This is a genomic window from Streptomyces sp. NPDC001868, from assembly GCF_040297125.1.
In the GTDB taxonomy this organism is placed as follows: Bacteria; Actinomycetota; Actinomycetes; order Streptomycetales; family Streptomycetaceae; genus Streptomyces.
The window spans coordinates 19,385-35,991 of sequence record NZ_JBEOYO010000061.1; the positions used below are offsets into that span (position 1 = coordinate 19,385).

Annotated in this window: 12 protein-coding genes; 3 read left to right on the forward strand and 9 right to left on the reverse strand. The window is 74.0% G+C overall.

Going from position 1 to position 16,607, the window contains the following annotated elements; all coding sequences use genetic code 11:
* Positions 1-78: 78 nt before the first annotated feature.
* From ABT147_RS40155 to ABT147_RS40165, 3 genes are read left to right on the forward strand one after another with little or no spacing between them, the layout of a single operon-like run.
* A complete protein-coding gene (locus ABT147_RS40155; protein ID WP_351415915.1) occupies positions 79-423 on the forward strand; it encodes a hypothetical protein in 345 nt (114 codons plus the stop codon).
* Complete coding sequence (locus ABT147_RS40160) at positions 420-1,679, forward strand: Pvc16 family protein (protein WP_351415918.1); 1,260 nt, start codon at positions 420-422, stop codon at positions 1,677-1,679. The genes ABT147_RS40155 and ABT147_RS40160 overlap by 4 nt, the downstream gene beginning before the upstream one ends.
* A complete protein-coding gene (locus ABT147_RS40165) occupies positions 1,676-3,586 on the forward strand; it encodes an ATP-binding protein (protein WP_351415920.1) in 1,911 nt (636 codons plus the stop codon). The genes ABT147_RS40160 and ABT147_RS40165 overlap by 4 nt, the downstream gene beginning before the upstream one ends.
* Positions 3,587-3,597: 11 nt before the next feature.
* Here the strand turns inward: ABT147_RS40165 and ABT147_RS40170 are convergent, their stop codons facing one another.
* Genes ABT147_RS40170 through ABT147_RS40210 form a run of 9 tightly spaced genes read right to left on the reverse strand, consistent with a single transcriptional unit; the run spans position 3,598 to position 16,607 of the window.
* Positions 3,598-6,705, reverse strand: a complete 3,108-nt coding sequence (locus tag ABT147_RS40170; protein ID WP_351415922.1) for a DUF6519 domain-containing protein — start codon at positions 6,703-6,705, stop codon at positions 3,598-3,600.
* 5 nt (positions 6,706-6,710) lie between these two features.
* Entirely contained in the window at positions 6,711-8,930 is a 2,220-nt protein-coding gene (locus ABT147_RS40175) for a hypothetical protein (RefSeq protein WP_351415924.1), read from the reverse strand.
* The gene (locus ABT147_RS40180) at positions 8,927-11,377 is read right to left on the reverse strand and encodes a putative baseplate assembly protein (RefSeq protein ID WP_351415927.1); all 2,451 of its coding nucleotides are present in this window, start codon (positions 11,375-11,377) and stop codon (positions 8,927-8,929) included. Before ABT147_RS40180 ends, ABT147_RS40175 begins: the two co-directional genes overlap by 4 nt.
* A complete protein-coding gene (locus ABT147_RS40185) occupies positions 11,374-13,941 on the reverse strand; it encodes a baseplate J/gp47 family protein (protein ID WP_351415929.1) in 2,568 nt (855 codons plus the stop codon). The genes ABT147_RS40180 and ABT147_RS40185 overlap by 4 nt, the downstream gene beginning before the upstream one ends.
* Positions 13,938-14,315, reverse strand: a complete 378-nt coding sequence (locus ABT147_RS40190; protein ID WP_327349104.1) for a GPW/gp25 family protein — start codon at positions 14,313-14,315, stop codon at positions 13,938-13,940. Before ABT147_RS40190 ends, ABT147_RS40185 begins: the two co-directional genes overlap by 4 nt.
* Complete coding sequence (locus ABT147_RS40195) at positions 14,315-14,629, reverse strand: hypothetical protein (RefSeq protein ID WP_327349105.1); 315 nt, start codon at positions 14,627-14,629, stop codon at positions 14,315-14,317. Before ABT147_RS40195 ends, ABT147_RS40190 begins: the two co-directional genes overlap by 1 nt.
* On the reverse strand, positions 14,629-15,123 hold the full coding sequence (locus ABT147_RS40200; protein WP_351415932.1) for a phage baseplate assembly protein V: 495 nt from the start codon (positions 15,121-15,123) through the stop codon (positions 14,629-14,631). Before ABT147_RS40200 ends, ABT147_RS40195 begins: the two co-directional genes overlap by 1 nt.
* Positions 15,124-15,160: 37 nt before the next feature.
* The gene (locus ABT147_RS40205) at positions 15,161-16,303 is read right to left on the reverse strand and encodes a hypothetical protein (RefSeq protein ID WP_351415934.1); all 1,143 of its coding nucleotides are present in this window, start codon (positions 16,301-16,303) and stop codon (positions 15,161-15,163) included.
* Positions 16,304-16,307: 4 nt separating this feature from the next.
* On the reverse strand, positions 16,308-16,607 hold the full coding sequence (locus ABT147_RS40210; protein ID WP_327349108.1) for a tail protein X: 300 nt from the start codon (positions 16,605-16,607) through the stop codon (positions 16,308-16,310).

Genomic DNA, 16,607 nt, shown 5'->3' on the forward strand with positions numbered 1-16,607 from the left:
GAAGCAACCGCGCCCGCCGCACCTGCCGCTGCCGCAGCCCGGCCGACCACGACCGCCGTCCCGGATCTCCTAGATGTGGTGCACGCGCACGTCGTGCCGGCGCTCGTCGAGCGGGGCCTGATCGCGCCCGGTACACGACCGGCCGTCCACCGGGCGGGCAACGCACCCGCCGGACCGGACATCCCGCCGGACCGACCGACGATCACCGTCGGTCCGCTGCGCATCGCCACGGTCCCGGACGGCCCGTCGTCGTCCGGACCTGGGGCGGGGGACGTCCACGTGCACATCGACCAGATCGACGTGCACCCGCCCCCACCACCGGCGACGCAGCCGCCGGTCTCCGCACCGCAGGCACCGCACCGGGATGTGCCCCCTGTCGATCTGGCCGCCTATCTGGCCGCGCGCCGAGGTGAGCGCCGGTGAGCAACAGCCTGGCGATCGCAGCGTCGACCTCCACACTGCGGTACGTCCTCGACACCGCCCTCGGCAGCAGCCTCCCCGGCTCGGTCGGCGGCGCCCAGGTGACCACCCTGCGGCCGGACCGCATCGGCGCCGACGACCTCGCGCGCGTGCCCGGCATCAACGTGTTCCTGTACCTCGTGACGCGCAACGCCGCCTGGCACGCCCGCAGCCTGCCGCACCGCGGAACCGACGGCGCACCCTCGCAACGTCCCGTCACGGCCCTCGATCTCCACTACCTGATCACCTGCTACGGCCAGGACAGCGCACTCGAGGCGGAGCGGCTGCTCGGCCGAGCGGTCGATGCGCTGGCGGTCACCCCCGTACTGGGCCCGAGCGTCGTGGCAGCGGCCGTGCGCGCCTATGGCGACGCCGACGAGACCGCCTTCCTGAAGCACACGGATCTCGCCGACCAGATCGAGTCGGTGCGGCTCTTCCCCGCCGCGCTCTCCGTCGACGAGCTGTGGAAGATCTGGTCGGTCTTCCCGCAGACGCCCTACCTGCTCTCCATCGGCTACACGGCCGGCGTCGTTCTCCTGACCGGGGAGACCGCCTCCCGGACGCCCCTGCCGGTCGCTCAGCGGGCGATCACCGTCGGCGCGTCGGGCGCGCCGTGCCTGCGCTCCGTCGTCACGGACCCGCCGGACTCGCCCGTGCTGAGCGGCATGATGCTCACCCTGCACGGGGAACGGCTGCTGGGGCCGACGACGCAGGTCCGGATCGGCCCGGCGCGTCCGGCTGTGCGACCAGGGGCGACGTCGACCCGGTTGACGGTGACCGTCGACGCACAGGTCCCGGCGGGCACGCACGCCGTCCAAGTGCTGCACCTAACACCGTCCGTGGCGCCGGATCCGCCGTCTGCCCGGGTCACGGCTGCCTCGAACTCCTTGCCCGTCGTGGTGCGTCCGGCCGTCGCGGAGGTGACGGCGGGGCCCACCGACATCGTCCTCGCGCTGGACCCGCCCCTGTTCCCGGGCCAGCACGCGACGGTCTTACTGCTCCGCCTGGACGAGGACACCCACGACGCCCGTGGTGAACTCTGCTTCGTCCTGCCGCCGATCGGACCCGACGCTCCGGCGCAGCCGTCCGTCACGGTCCCGCGCGCCGCCGTCACGGACGGCAGGTGGCTGGTCCGCATCCAGGTCGACGGCGTCGACAGTCTTCCCCACCGGGTCGACGGCGTGTACCAGGCCCCCGCGATCACCCTCCCGGCACCATGACCGGGGGCCAGAGCGGGCTCGTCGACTGGGAGCAGGCCAATCGTGACCACCTGATGGCCGAACTTGCCTTGCTGCGCCTTTTGTTGACGGAATCCGGACGGAACGACGGGGCGGAGCACCGGCGCGCCGAGGCCGAGCAGGCCGAGATCGCGGCCCGGCACAGGCTCCCCGCCGACAGCGCGCTCGACCGGCTGGCGCACGGGTTCGGGCTGACCGGCTTCGAGCGCTCCCTGCTCCTGCTGACCGCCGGCCCCGAACTGGCCGCGGCGTTCGCCGCTGAACTGCGGACCGCGTGCGGCTCCCCCTGGCCCAGCTTCGGCATCGCGCTCGCCCTGCTGCCCGGAGCGCACTGGAGCGCGACCACCCCGGACGCCCCGCTGCGACGATGGAGCCTGCTGCGCCTGCTCGACACCTCGTCACCGATCAACAGTCCGCTGACCGTGGACGAGCGGGTGCTCCACCACCTGACCGGCGCCGGCTACCTCGACAGCGAACTGGCCACGATCGCCCGCCCCCTCCCGGTGCGCACACAGGTGCCCGCCCCGCTGCACCGCGCGGCCGAATCGGTGGCACACGCCTGGAGTCATCACCGGGCCGTGCTCCTGTCCGGCCCGCAGGCGGCGAACCTGCAGCTGGTCGCCGCGGCGGCGGGAGCCGCCCATGGACGTCAGGTCCTGCTCGTCTCGGTCGACGACCTGCCCACCGACGCGACGGCACGCCGGCGAACGACCCGTCTCATAGAGCGGGAGACGGTCCTGTCCGGGCACGCCTGGGCACTCTCCCTCGACGGTGCGGATCCGGCCGAGCGCGCAGCCGTGCCCCGGGCGATCGCGGACCTGGACGTCCCGCTGGCTGTCCTCTGCGACGAGGACACAGCCGTGTCCTCCGACGCGTTCGTCCGCGTGCCGGTGGACCGCCTGTCCGCCGCCGACCGCGTGGCGCTGCTCCGGTCCGCGCTGCGGCGGGCCGGAGCACCGGAGCAGCACGCCGAGGAGGCGGCCGGAACGTTCGACCTCACGGCGGCCGACGCCGAGGAGGCGGCCCGGGACACCGCCCTCGGCACCCCGCTCTGGCAGGCCTGCCGGGAGCGGGCGAGGCCCTCCCTGTCGGGGCTCGCCCAAGTGCTGCGACCTGCGGCCCGGTGGAGCGACCTGGTGGTCCCCGAGGCCCAGGCCGCCCAGCTCCGTGCCCTGGTGGCGTCCGTGCGTCACCGCACCACGGTGCTGGACGACTGGGGATTCGCGGACCGTACGGCCGCGGAACCGGGTGCCACGGCACTGTTCGTCGGGCCGAGCGGGACGGGCAAGTCCTTCGCCGCGCAGGTGGTCGCCGGCGAGCTCGGGCTGGACCTGGTGCAGGTGGACCTCAGCCAGGTCACAAGCAAGTACATCGGCGAGACCCAGAAGAACCTCCGCCGGGTGTTCGCCGCGGCCGAGGACAGTGCGGCGGTCCTGCTGTTCGACGAGGCCGACGCGCTCTTCGGCCGACGCTCGGAAGTCCACGACAGCCACGACCGGTACGCGAACCTGGAGACCGCCTATCTGCTCCAGCGCCTGGAGAGGTTCCGGGGACTGGCGGTCCTCACGACGAACGCCCGCTCCGCCCTGGACCGGGCCTTCACCCGTCGGCTCCGCACGGTGGTCAACTTCCCGCACCCCGACCCGGCGATGCGCGAGGCGCTGTGGCGACGGGCCTTTCCTCCCGGCACTCCCGTCGATGGCCTGGACCCGGCCGAGTTGGCCCACCTGGACCTGGCCGGCGGTGAGATCGCCTCGGTCGCGCTCGCCGCGGCCTACCTCGCTGCGGCCGACCGCGGTCCGGTCGCCCACCACCACGTGGTGACCGCGGCGCGGTGGGAACTGGCGAAGTCCGGCAGGTCGGCCGTGGCGAAGCGGGTTGCGGGCTGACGGCGCGCCGGTCAGGGCAGGGTCTTGTCGAGGAAGAACGTCAGGGCGAAGCGGCCGCCGATCACGGCGTCGTCCGTGGGGAGCTGAATGCGGGTCACACCGTCGGCGTCGAGGCGGAACGGGGCGTGGCAGTTGACGCGCAGAGCGGGGTCCGCCCCGATGATCGCCGAGCCCTCGACGACGAAGCGTCCGACGATCGGTCTGACCGACGCCGGAAGTGCGCCCAGCTGGGACGGCAGTTGGTTGTCGAGCCACTGCGTCGTTGTGTCCTGGGCGAACCACTGCACGAAGCGGGAACCCGGGTCGAAGGGCTTGGACGGCAGCTTGACCGTGCGCACCCCGATGCGGGGCCCGCCCCAGGGCGAGGTCTCACCGTCGAGCGGCCACGGCAGGTCGAGTTCGACGTAACACACTCCCTTGCCCTTGACGCTGCGCTGGTCGATGTCCTGATCGACCTGTGCGAAGATGCCGCGGCGCAGGATGGCCGGCGTGAGCGGGTCACTGTTGATCAGTTTCAGGGGAGTCTCCCCGTTGACCTTCACGTCGGTGATGTGGATGCCCCGTCTCGGGGCCTGTGCGGTGACGGTCAGCGGGGCGCCCGGGCTGTTCTGCAGGACCAGCCGGAGCGTGTCGCTGGGGATTCCGGGTGCGGGCTGCCACCAGAAGGCGACGGACCCGTCCGCAGCCGTCGGGGCCGTCGCCGATGCCTGCCCGCCCGCTGTCGACAGATCCGCCGGGGGCTGTGCACCCGTCGCCTTCAGCACTAGGCCACCCGTTGTCGCCGTCGCCACCACCTGCTTGTTGGCGACGGGGCCGCAGATGCTGTCCGCCACGACCCGCACCGGCTGCGGAAGCACCTTGCCCTGAGCCTGGAGGTGCTGCCCGTCACCGCCGAGCAGTCGCAGCTCAGCGCGGTCCACGATTTTGCGCAGGGCGGTCTCAACGCTCTCCGAGGCGCCGAAGACCCCACAGTTCGCCGGTGGAGCGAAGGAGACCTCGGCGGCCGTGACGCGTTCCTTCGGTAGCGCCTGCGCGGTGACGGCCAGTGGGGCGCCTGGGGCGTTCAGCAGCGCCAGCCGGAGCACATCGGTCGCGGCTGCGTCCGCGGGCTGCCACCACAGCGCCGCCGACCCGTCCGCGCTCGTGGTCACCGTCGCCGTGCCCTGCCCGCCCGCCGTCGAGAGGTCCGCGGGAGGCTGAGCGCCCGTCGCCTTCAGCACCAGGCCGCCCGTTCCCGCCGTGGCCACCACCTGGGCACCGCTCACCGGCCCGCAGGCGCTGTCCACGACCAGTCGCACCGGCTGAGGAAGGACCTTGTCCTGGGGCCGGAGGTGTTGGCCGTCACCCCCCAGCAGTCGCAGCGTCCTGCGGCCGGCCACTTTCTCCAGGGCGCTCTGCACGGTCTCCGATGCGGCGAACACCCCGCAGCCGGACGGCGCGGTGAAGGAGATCCGGTCGGCGGTGCTGTGCCGGCCGGTCAGCGTCACGGACCGGCCGTCCTCGTGGTCCAGGAGTTCGGCGGTGACCGTCTGTGTCGCCGGACCGGGGGCGTCCAGCGTCCAGGTGACCTGGGCGACGCCGTGGGAGTCGCACAGCGCGATGCGCTCGGTGTCGGTGCCCTCGCCCCCTTCGAGCCGGCCGCCCTGGGTGCGGAACCGGACGCGGGCGCCTGTCAGCGGCAGTCCCCCGTTGCGGGCGGCCACCCGAAGCGGCTGGGGCAGTGCCCTGCCGGGCGGGGCCTCCTGGCCGTCGCCACCCGCCGGGTCCAGTGTGACGAGGTGGATCAGCGCCGGGAAGAGCCGGCGGCAGTCCGCTTCGAGCGTCCAGCCGTCGTTCTGCCTGTGCAGGATCGCGAGCGCCGTGGTCTGCCGGACGGGGCCGGAGGGGGGCAGTGCCTCGCCCTGTCCGTTGGGTCCGGCCGGCCAGTCGATGGAGCCAGCGGTGGCCGTCTGGCCGTAGAGCAGACGTACCGTGCGGGCCGGGACGAGCCAGTGGTCGCCGGTCGCCCGGGTCCCGCTGTCGTGGGGGAACCGGACCTGGATGCCGTCCTCCAAGTCAAGCGGCCCGGTGTCCAGGGGGCGGGCCGGGCCCTCCCAGCGGCGGACCAGTGGTGTGCGGCCGAGGGCGGCGAGGGAGGCCGGTGCGGCGCCGGTCCAGTGCACGGTCAGCCGCGTGCCGCGCTGTGCGGTGACGGTGGCGAGGAATCCGGCCCGGCCGCGCAGTTGCAGGTCGACGCCCGTCACCTCGACGGTGTCACCCGGCCGGATGGACAGGTCCTTGTCGGGTCCTTCCCGGTCGAGGGTCAGTTCGGCGCTGTCCCCGTCGACCGCCGCCGTGACGGCCAGCAGCGAGGCGACGACACTGCCGTTTTCCCGGGACCACACGAACTCCGTACCACCTGCTTCAGTGTCGCGGATCTCCACGCGGTAGAGCTGGTTCTCCAGTCGTGTGTAGCCGCCGGAACTCGTCGTGAGACGGCAGGGATCGACTGGGGCGTCGGGTCTGCTGAGCAGCGCGGCCATGGTCCCCCGGGTGGTGGTGAAAAAGCCGGGCGCCCGCAGTGCGGCCATGTCCTGGCCTGCCGTCAGGGACATCAGCCGGACGCGCCAGACCGTCTGCGCGCGGGTGGTGGTGTCGGGGCCGCCGAGGGCCGGTTCCAGCAGCGCGGCCCGCTCGTCGGCGGTGACGTGATGGGTCCAGACGTCCAGCAGCACCGCGTAACGGCCGTTCGTGGCGGGTTCCGTGACGGCCGGTACGCCGTCGACCTCGCGAACGTACGGCTGGTCGGCGAACGGCCATCCGACCGTCTCGGGAGCGGTCGGGGCGGGCGCCTCGACCAGAGTGCCCGCGACGTAGTACCGCCCGGGGGTGATGCGCAGGTCGCTCCAGGGGGTCGCGGCGGGTCGTTCTGCGGCAGCGGTGACGACGGCGAACCCGGCGCCGTCCGTCGGGCCGCCGTCCGGGCCGACGACGTCGCCGGTCCTGACCTCGTCGTGGTGCGCGGTGATCGCGGCCTGTTCGTTCCAGTCCGCGTCGAGCAGCACACGCCCTTGCTGGAGGAGGACGGCCCGGTAGGCCTGCTGCGGTTGGAACGTCCAGCGGGTGAAGTCTCCGTGCATGCGTGTCAGCTCCCGATGATGCCGATCTCCAGCCCGGCCGGTACGTAGGCGGCAAGGTGCTCGCGCACCGCCCTCACGCGCAGCGGCCGGTGCAAATGGTGGTGGACGCCCATCTCCGTGCCGCCTGCCCCGCCGTGGGTGATCTCGGCGGGGCAGGCCGGTGCGAGCGCCAGGTAGTACGGCGAGCCCGGGTCCATCGAGACGTACACGGGCTCCAGCGGGGCCCGGTCGTCGGCGGGCACGCAGTGGAAGCGTCGGGGCAGGCGTGAGCCGGGCCGGGCGTAGCAGTGGCGCAGACAGCCCGTCTGCCGTTGCTCGGCGACCGCGATGCCGTCGATCAGGCTGTCGGCGCCGTCGATAGTCCGGACGGCCACGGTGCCCCGTACGGTGCTGCCGTCGATCGAGAGTGCGGCGCCCGGTGCCGTGACGGCGCTCGGGCCGGGCCGGTCGTCGTTCGGCGCGGCGGCTCGGGCGTCGATCACGGACTCGGTGACGGTGAGCACGGGGACGCGCTCCGGCAGCTCGACGGCGTGGACGACGCTGCGCACGACCTCCACCCGCAAACGGCCGTTGTCGCCCTCGTCACCCGAGGTCACCGTGATCCGCCCGGCCAGCGTGCTCTGGGCAACCGCCAGACGGCTCAGCTGCCCCGGGAGGACGGTCAGATCGCCGTCCAGGAGGAAGCCGTCGAGGACGATGCCGCTGTCTGTTCCTCCCTCGACGGCCAGCGGGCCGGCGAGGTGCGGTCGCAGTCCGTCGGGCCGGTAGAAGTGGGCCGCAGCCGCCGGGTGGCCGGGGGCCGGACAGGCCGCGGCGACCAGGACGAGCCGGGCTCCGGCAGGCACCGTGGCGGTCAGGTTACCGGGGTGGCTCGCGTTGTCCCCGACCGCCACGACCACGGTCGTTCCGGCGGTGGCGGAACCGGCTGCCTCCCACAGCCCGTGAGCGAGCACGAGCCCGTCGGCCAGTGAGGTGGCCACCGTCCCGGAGGGTTCGGCGTCGGCGCGGACGGTGATGACGCCCAGCACGTTCCCGTAGCGGTGACCGTCGGCCGCGAGCACCTGGGTGTGGATCCGGCCACGGTCGTGGGTGCCCGCGCCGACGTCGGCGAGGGCCGCGTAGTGGTAGCGGACGAACAGGTCCAGCGGCGGGGCCGGTTGACCGTCCTGGTAGGCCGTGAGCTGCCCAGTGACGGTGTCCACGCTCACCTGGGTGCCTTCGACCGGGGCAAGGTCCTCGAGGCCGCAGACCCGGAGTCGCTGCGGCTCCAGCTCGGTGGGCTGCTCGACGGTGGCCGGACCCGGTCGGGCGACGCGGACCCGGACGGGCAGCAGGTCCGGGGCGACTTCGCCGCGCCGGGCGGCCGTGAGAAGGGCCAGCAGGCGCCGGGGCCGCAGCGGGACGGGCAGGTCCTCCTCGCGCGCGAGCCGGTCGGTGTCCGTGCGGCTCCGGCCGCTCGAGAAGAGCGGGGTGGTGCGGCCGAGCGGGTCGACCCGGTATCCGCCGTCGACGGCGCGTACCGCGGACCACCGGTCGCCGAGGGGCTGTTCGGCCGAGTCGGGCCCCACCAGGCGAGTGCGGAGCGGGAAGAGGACTACGCCGACGGAGGGGAGATTGTGGCGGCCCCGCCCTCGCCCGACACTGCGCACGTCGGCCGAGCGGGCGAGCGGGTCGAAGGCGCCCCGCGCGGGATCGGTCAGGTCGGGCGGTACCGAGCGGTCCGCGCGGCGGTCGTGACCGCGGCCGAGGTGGTCCAGGCGTTCCGCGTGGCGCAGCGAGGCCACGGCGGGGCGGTCCGGACGGGGGTGCCGGACGTGGGTCGAGACGGCCAGCAGCCGGAAATACTCGACGGCCCGCGCCTGCCACCCCGTGACTTCACCGGCGAGCTGTTCGAGGACCGTCGCGGTGCCCTTGCGGCGCCGGTGGGAGAGGGTGTTGGCGACGACGGTGCGCCAGCTGACCCCGTCGCCGAGGTCGGGCAGGGGCTCGGCGAGGCCGATCAGATCGGCGACATACGGCAGCAGCCACTCCTCGCAGGTCTCCACGAACCAGCCGTCGTACAGGTCCCCCAAGTCCCCTTCCAGCACGGCCAGTTCCTCGGCGACCGCAGACAGCAGGGCCTGCAGGGTCCCCTCCGACTGGTCGTCGAGGGCCCACAGGTGGGCGGGAAGCAGGGCGCGGAAGCGGTCCGCCCCGCCGGGTGCTCCCATGGTGGTCACGGTCATGGCGTCATCCTTCGGATGTCGGAGCGGTCCGCCGCCAGTGCGAGCACTGCCGCGGGCCGGATCGTGCCCGCCGCCGAGCGGGCCGGTGACGGGCCGATGACCCGTTCGGCCGCCGTGTCCGGGGGGAGGGCCGTGGATCCAGGAGACAGCCGCAGCAGGCGCGGCAGGGTGCAGGAGGCGACGCCGGGGACGCCCCGGGCCACTGCCAGCACGGCGGAGTCGGTCACCGGGGGCCCGAACGGCCGTCGGTGCGCGGCGAACTCCTGGCGCAGTGTCTCCGTGACGCGTCTGCGCACGGCGGACCACTCGGACCCCGGCTCGGGATCGACCTCCATCCGCAGTCCGTACCAGAGCGTCCCGGCCGTCAGGACCAGCAACGGGACGCGCGGGTCGCGGACGGCGGCGAGGGCCGCGTCGAGACCGGCCAGCAGGGCGTCCTCGAGGGGCGCGGAGCCCAGTCCGGTGACCGAGACCACGACCGTGCGCCGGTGACCGCTCCAGACCGTTTCGGCCCGCGCGGCTCCGACACCGGCGAGGCCGCGGACGAAGTCCTCGTGGTCGGCCACGGACACGACGCGGTCCAGCGTGCGCAGGCGCAGCGGGATATCGGGCCGGGTGTCCGCCAAGGCCGCGGGTGGCACCCAGCCACGGGTGGCGGTGGGATTCGTGACGGCGCTGATACCGAGGGGACGGCTGAGCGGCAGGGTCAGCTGTCCGGGCTCGAGGTCGCCGTCCCTTCCGGTTCCGACCCGGTAGTCCGCGGTGATGTTCTCGGTGCCGGTGGGCAGCCGCGCGCCGTACTGCCCGTCGCCGAAGACGACCTCGACGGTGCCGTCCTCCGCGCTACGGACGGCGAACACCGGATCGTGCGGTCCGGCGGCGGCCAGGGACGGCACCTCGCGCCAGGGAGCCCCGTCGACGCTGATCCGCAGCGTGCTCGCCGGTTCCGCGGTCGCCTGCGTTCGTCGGTAGCTGAGCGGTCCGCGCCGGGTGCGCAGGCGGTGGAAGGTACGGGCGCCGTCGCCGCTGCCGAGCACCTGGTGGACCGGCTCCCCGTGGGTGGCCCCCACCACGTTGCCCAGGACGGTGACGGTATGAGGAAGGTAGGAGTGCTCCAGGGGGCGGTCCAGGGTGACGGTCATGACGGTGCCCGTGTCGTCGATCGTGCTGGTCAGCACCATCGCCCGTTCCGCCGCAGGGGTCCCGTCGACGGTGGTGCCGCGGACGATGACAGCCCGCTCCGGGGGCAACGGGTCCGTGGTGGCCACGAGTTCCAGCTCGGAGCCCGCCACCGGGCGGGTCCGCGGCATCACCGAAGCCGGCAGCTCGGCCGACTGGCAGTGCACGAGCGTGGTCCGGACGTCGAACAGCGCCGGATCGACGGCGTCATCGATCCGGACCTGCGTGGTCCGGCCGCTGAGCCCGTTGTGCGCCTTGCCCGAGGGCGTCACCTGTCGTGCCGTCAAGGGCAGGCAGGTGGCGCCGACCTGCACGACCAGCCAGGAGCCGGGCAGGATGCGCGGGTGGTCGCCGTCCAGGGTGAGGTACCTGTCGGTGCCGCTGGCGGGTGCCTCGGTCGCGGACCCGGACGGCCGGCCGGTGAGTGCGAGGAGAGCGGCATCGGGAGCGTTCCAGCCGAAGAGGTTGGCGCGTGCGGCGAAGGTGTGGACACTGCCGCCCGGTCCGTGCGGCCGGTCGCCCGTGAGGAGGTTGCCGGTCGTGACGGGCTCGAGGTCGAGCAGCGTCCAGGACGGGTGCCCCGGGGGTGCGGCCGTCACGCCGGTCACCCGCAGGACGGCCGGGGTGGGTGCGTCCCGCTCCGGGCCCGGGTCCGGGCCGACCGCCAACAGGGTGTCACCGGGGCGCAGCACATGTGCGGTGCCGGTCAGCCAGAGCTGCCGCGTCGCCTCGTCACAGACCTGCGGGTCGGTGGTGACGGCGGCGAGGGCGTTCCAGGCGGCCCGCGCGTCGAGGTCGTCGTCGGTCTCGAACACCTGCGGTGCCTGGTGTTGGCCCGGCACGCTCTGCACCAGGGAACCCTTCGGCACGATGGCGGCCGTGGGCGCGCCGACCGCCTCCTCCACGGTGAACGCCAGATCGGCTGCGGCCGCGACTCCGGGACCGAGTTCCTGGCCGAGGCTGCGAGCCAGTTCACGAACCGAGCGCAGTTCGGTGGCGGTCCGCAGGTAGCCCTCCTGGGCGATCCGCTCGGTGTAGAAGGAGACGATGTCGGCGACCACGGCCCATCCGTCCAGCAGGGCGATGGCCGGTTCGTCGGCGGGGCGCCGGGCCAGCGCCCGGACGGCCGCCGGCTGTGCCTGGTGCTGGAGGGTGGCCCGCATGGCGGTCATCGCCCGGGCATGAGTGGAGATCCGGCGGCTGAGGGAGGGGTGGCCCGGCGGGTTGGCGGTGGACCGCTCGGCACGGCCTGCCTCGGGACGGGTCACGGGCCGCTCCGCTCGACGATCTCGATCTGTCCGAACCGGGGGCGACGGGGGTCGCTGTCGCAGCGCAGCGTCTCGCGCTCCGACGCCCGGATCCGTCCGGCGGCCAGGTTGGCCCGGTGCTCCGCCTCGCCCGCGCCCAGCCGGGCGAAGCGCTGCACTTCCACCAGGGCCGTTCCGACCACGGCCATCGCCACGCCGACCAGGTCGCTCAGCAGGAGGGGCCGACCCAGGGCGAGCCGGTCCGGGTGGAAGAAGCCTAGGCCGCCGGCGGGGAGCACGGCTGCCGACAGCGCCGTGCGCAGTTGGCGTGCGACCATCTCGGCGAGGTGTCCCGGGCCCGGGCAGAAGGCGATCCGCAGGTCCAGTGGGACGACGACCGCGCGGGCGAGCTCCACTTCAACTCCGGCCGTTCGCCGGGTGTCGAGCAGGCCGGCGAGGCCGGGGGCGAACGGGTCCGCGCCGTCCTCGACGTCCACGACGACCTGCTGGACGTGCCAGGAGCCGGCCCACCGTGACCGGGAGGCGGCCCTGCGGACGCCCTGGGCGCCGAGGGCGACGGCGGTGTAGTCGGCGGCGGTGACGGCCCGTCGGCGCAGGTGGAAGGTGTTCGGGGCCAGTTCCCTGACCTCGGGCAGCGGCTGCGGATCGGTGCCGCCGGAGGCGGCCAGCGGGTTGGTGACGGCGATCCCGTTGAGCAGCGTGCCGTCGGGCAGGGGCAGCAGGGTGGTGAGCGTGTCCGGTCCGGTGTTGCCCGCCGTGCCGCCGCCGAGCCGGTAGCGGGCGGTCAGCACCGCGCCGGGCCCGGGCCGCCGTCCGGTGGTGCCGTCGCCGAAACGTAGCCGGACCGTGCGGTCGGCTTCCGGCTCGGCGACGAACAGCGCTGCCCCGCAGCCGCTGCCGATCAGGTCCGGGCTGGCCGTCCAGCGCAGGGTGCCGTCGTCGAGCAGGAGTTGGGCGACGGCCTCGCGTGGATCAGGGCGCAGGGCCTCCGTCGCGCTGCGCCAGCCACGGCCGGTTGCCGTGTCGCCGACCGTGGCCGGGTCGGCGGGCTCTGCCCAGGCGAGGCCCGGCCGGCGAAGCACGGGGCGGTAGGCGCCGTCGGCGACCGACGGCGGATCGAGGTGTTGTCCGGTGAGCGAGGCGCCGTGGTCGGCGAGGACGACGTTGGCGAACGCCACGGTCGTCGGCCGTGGGTCGGTCGGGTCAGGGGTGGAAACCCTCAGCTCCACCGGCAGCGCGTCGCCTTCGTGCCAGTGCAGTTCGAGGACGCGCCGGGTGGCCAGGAGCGTGTCGACGCGTTCGGCCGGGGCGCGGTCCAGGCGCACCGCGCAGCGGCGGGCCGGATCGCCGTCGGCTGTCCCGCCCGAGGCGCCGACGTCGACCAGGAGCAGGACGTCACCCGCTCGCAGACCGGGGTCGGCGTCCGCCGGCACCGCCACGAAGGCCGACGTGGCGCCGACCGGCAGGGTGACCTCCCGGGCGCCCCAGGCGTGCAGTGGGAGACGGTTGCGGTCGCGGCTGAGCCGGGCAGCGGCGCAGGTTTCGAACACGACGGCGCCGGCACCGGCCGCCTCCGCCACCGGGGGCGGCCGTCGACCGGGCGCGGACCCACAGTCGGCGACCGCGCTGCCGCGCGGCAGGTCTGTCGTCGTCGGGGTGTCGAACGCCAGCCAGGTACGGGCCGAACAACCCTCGTGCATCCGGTGGTCGAGGAGTCGGGCGTGTCGGCGGACGGATGTCCGCAGGCGGGCAGTGCTCAGGTAGGCCTCGGTGGCGATGGCGTCCTGACGGTAGGCCAGCCGGTCGCCAAGGTAGGCGAACAGTTCGATGAGGGTGACCCCGATGTCGGCCGGCGAGCGGTCCGTCCAGTCCGGCAGCAGCACGCTCAACCGGTCCAGCAGTCGGGTGCGCAGGCCCTCGTAGTCCCGGGCGAGGTAGTCGAGGACGGGGGAGGCGGCGGTCCCGGGCGCGTCGTCGGGCGTTCGGCAGTCCAGCTCGACGGGGCAGTCCGCACCGAAGTCCAGCGGGATCTGTGCGAGCGGTCCGTCGATTCCCTGGGGCGTGCCCGTGCCGTCCTCGCCGACCAGAGCGAGTGTGTGGACCGACCGGCCGCCGCCTTCGGTCCGCACGACGAGGACGCGGCTGCGGACCCCGGCCGGGACGGCGTCGTCCACCTGCCGTCGGTCGTCCCGTGTCACGCCCGGCAACGGGGCCGGGCCGGTCACTTCCTCCGCCGAGTAAGCCCAGAGCACCCGGGCCGGGTCGGCCATCGGGTCGTTGCCGGTGCCGGCCAGGACGATCCGGTCCCGGGCGGCACCTCCGGTGAGCCAGGCGGGCACCGGTCCTTGGACGAGGTGTACGGCCAGGGTCCGCTGCTGCGAGGTGCCGGGGCGGCCGGGCTCGGCGGGCCGACCGGGCAGCACCTCGACGAAGTCGATCCCGTCGAGGCCTCGGGCTGCCGCGATTAGGGCCTTCCGGGCGTCCCGGTCGAGGCCCGCGACCGGCGAGAAGCCGACGGGCTGCCCGGCTGCCCGCGCCTGGGGACGTTCGTGGGCGTCGGTCACGGGGCACCACTCCCCCCGCTCACCCGCAGCACCTTGCTCTCCCCCGACGGGCTGCCGGGGCTCAGCGCGGTGTACACCACGGTGACCGACAGCACGGCGTCCTGTGCCTCCACGGTGATGTCGTCGAGTCTGAGCAAGTCGCCGAGCCACTGCTGGACCGCGGCCTGGACGAGGGCCTGCGTGCCGCGGGCGAGTTCGTCGTTGCCCGGGGCGAAGACCATCCGGTCGACCCCGGCGCCGAAGTCCGGGCGGTTCACCCGCTCACCGGGCCGGGTGAACAGCACCGCCTCGATCAGCCCGCGCAGATACTCCTCGTCGTCGACCAGCGCGAGGCGGCCCCGGGTGTCCAGGCGCAGCGGGAATCCCAGGTGCATCACACCCCCCGTACTCGGGCCTGGACGGTGGTGACGAGCAGGGGTCCGCCCGTGGGGACGCAGACGGCCGTGCCGCCCTGGATCACCAGCGGCAGGCCGAGCGACCGGATGCGGCTGGTGCTCGCCGTCCACTGCCCGGTCGCGCACGGCAGGGTGCCCGGGGCCGGGGCGCACCCCGCGACCGCCCACGGCGGTCCCACCACGACGGTGGCGCGCCCCGAGACCTTGACGCGCGGGTTCAGGACGGTGGGGGTGGCCCGGCCGGCGTGCAGGCAGATCGTGACGGCGCCGTCATGGGCCAGGTATCCAGGCATCAGGTCACCTCCAGAGCGCCGTTGTTCACCGAGACGGTGGGCCCGCTGAGCTTCACATCGGCCGGTCCCGCCGACAGCTCCAGTCCCTCACTGGTGCAGGAGATCCGCACGGGAACGGCCGCGGCCGGTGGGCCGACCTCGATGGTGAACCCGCCGCCCGGGAGGTCGCTGAGCGTGACCGTCACGGCTTCTGTCTTCCACATCTTGACCCCGGGCAGGGCCGGGGCGGCGGGCGCCTCGCCGGTGCCCCAGAAGCATCCGGCCAGGATCGGCCGGTCCGGATCACCTGCCTCGAACTCGACCCACACGTTGGCGCCGGTCGGCGGTACGGCGAACAGACCCACACCGGGGCCGGCGTACGGCACGCAGGGCTCGGCCCAGGAGAGCCGGCCGGTGCCGAGCACGGCAGGGACGCTGACCTGCACCCGCCCCCGCATCAGGGGATCCGTGTTCGCGGTGACCTTCCCCCGGTACTTCCCGTAGAACCTGGTCACACTCGCCTCCTCCGGTCGCCGCCCGGCCCGCCCGTCGTCATGGCAGCACCGCCGGAACCGTCGAACCGTGGCCGTCCCGGGCCAGGACGAAACGCTGGGTGTAGGACCCGGGTTCGAGGGCGTGCTCGACGCTGCGGACGTACCACAGGCCGTCGTGCGACCAGCCGGCCCCGCGCACGCCGACCAGGGCTCGCGGGCGGAGCACGTCGCCGTAGCGCTCGCCGTCGGCCTCGCCCTCGGCCACCACGGCGTCGGCGGACCGGTCCACCCGCGCTCGCGCCCGGGAGAACGCGCCGATCACGTCCACGCCGCTGTCGCGGACATCGCGCCGCCGCCGGACGTCCGCCTGGTGCCGCAGCCAGAGCGGAACGACGGCCAGGGGTTCGAGGAGGCTGCCGGACACCGCCACCGGGACCTGGGCTCCGGTCCTCGGGTCCTGGACGGCGCCGTCGACGAGGACCGGAGCGAGCGCGTCGGTGCGAAAGCGGATCTGGCGGACGTTGGTATCCGGGCCGAGACTCACCGACAGGCAGCGTTGCGGCGCGCCCGTGCGCACCGGGGGTCCCCAGTAGAAGCGGCTCGTCCCGGGTGTCGGGCCGGGGATCACACAGGTGACGAAGCCGTGCCGCCGGGCTAGTTCGGTCAGGTGACCCAGGTCGGTGGCGTGCTGGGTGGGGACGCGTTCCAGCGGCAGGGCGGGCTCGGTGTCCGCGGGCCGGACGGCCATGGGGATGATCCCGTCGGCTGCGTACGGGGCGAGGATCGCGAGGGCCTGCTGGTGGTCGTCGAGGGCCGGGTACTCCGCGTCGACCTCGACGCGGTCCAGCAGATAGGAGACGTCCTCGCCGGTGACGGTGAGGGAGGCCGTCCCCGGCCCGTCCCCTGGAGCCAGTTCCACGGCGGTGATGACGCCGTCGAACAGGACCTTTGGCACCGCGCCGACGGCGAGGACGAGGACCACCCGGGCGAACGGCGTGATCGGCCCCGCCGCCAGAACCGGCGTGTCGCGCAGGTCGGGAAGCCCCGAACGGCCCGCGTCGAAGGTGAGCGTGAACGCCGACCGCTGCGCGTCACTCTCGAGCACCCGGACGGACCGCAGCCGCTGCGTGAGATCGGCGGGCAACGGCACCGGGATCGTCGCCCCCACCAGGACGGTCAGGCGCAGGCTGGACAGTGACACCCGATCAGACCTCCGGGGTGGAAATCTGCAGCAGGATGCCCTCCGGCGCGGCGCCGATCAGGTCGTGCAGGGCGAGTCCCGGATTGGCGTCGGCCACCCACCAGTAGGCGAGCGGGTCGCCGAGATAGCGGGCGGTCACCGTGTCGAGCCGGTCACCCGCGATGACCAGATGGGTCGCGAGCGGCCGTCCGGGCGCGGGCGCCGCCGGCCGGTCCTGGCGCAGGTAACGCACCTGCCGCTCGGTACCGTCGGCGTCGCGCACCGTGGCCACCGCGACCCCGGCACCGTCGTACCTGCCCGCCAC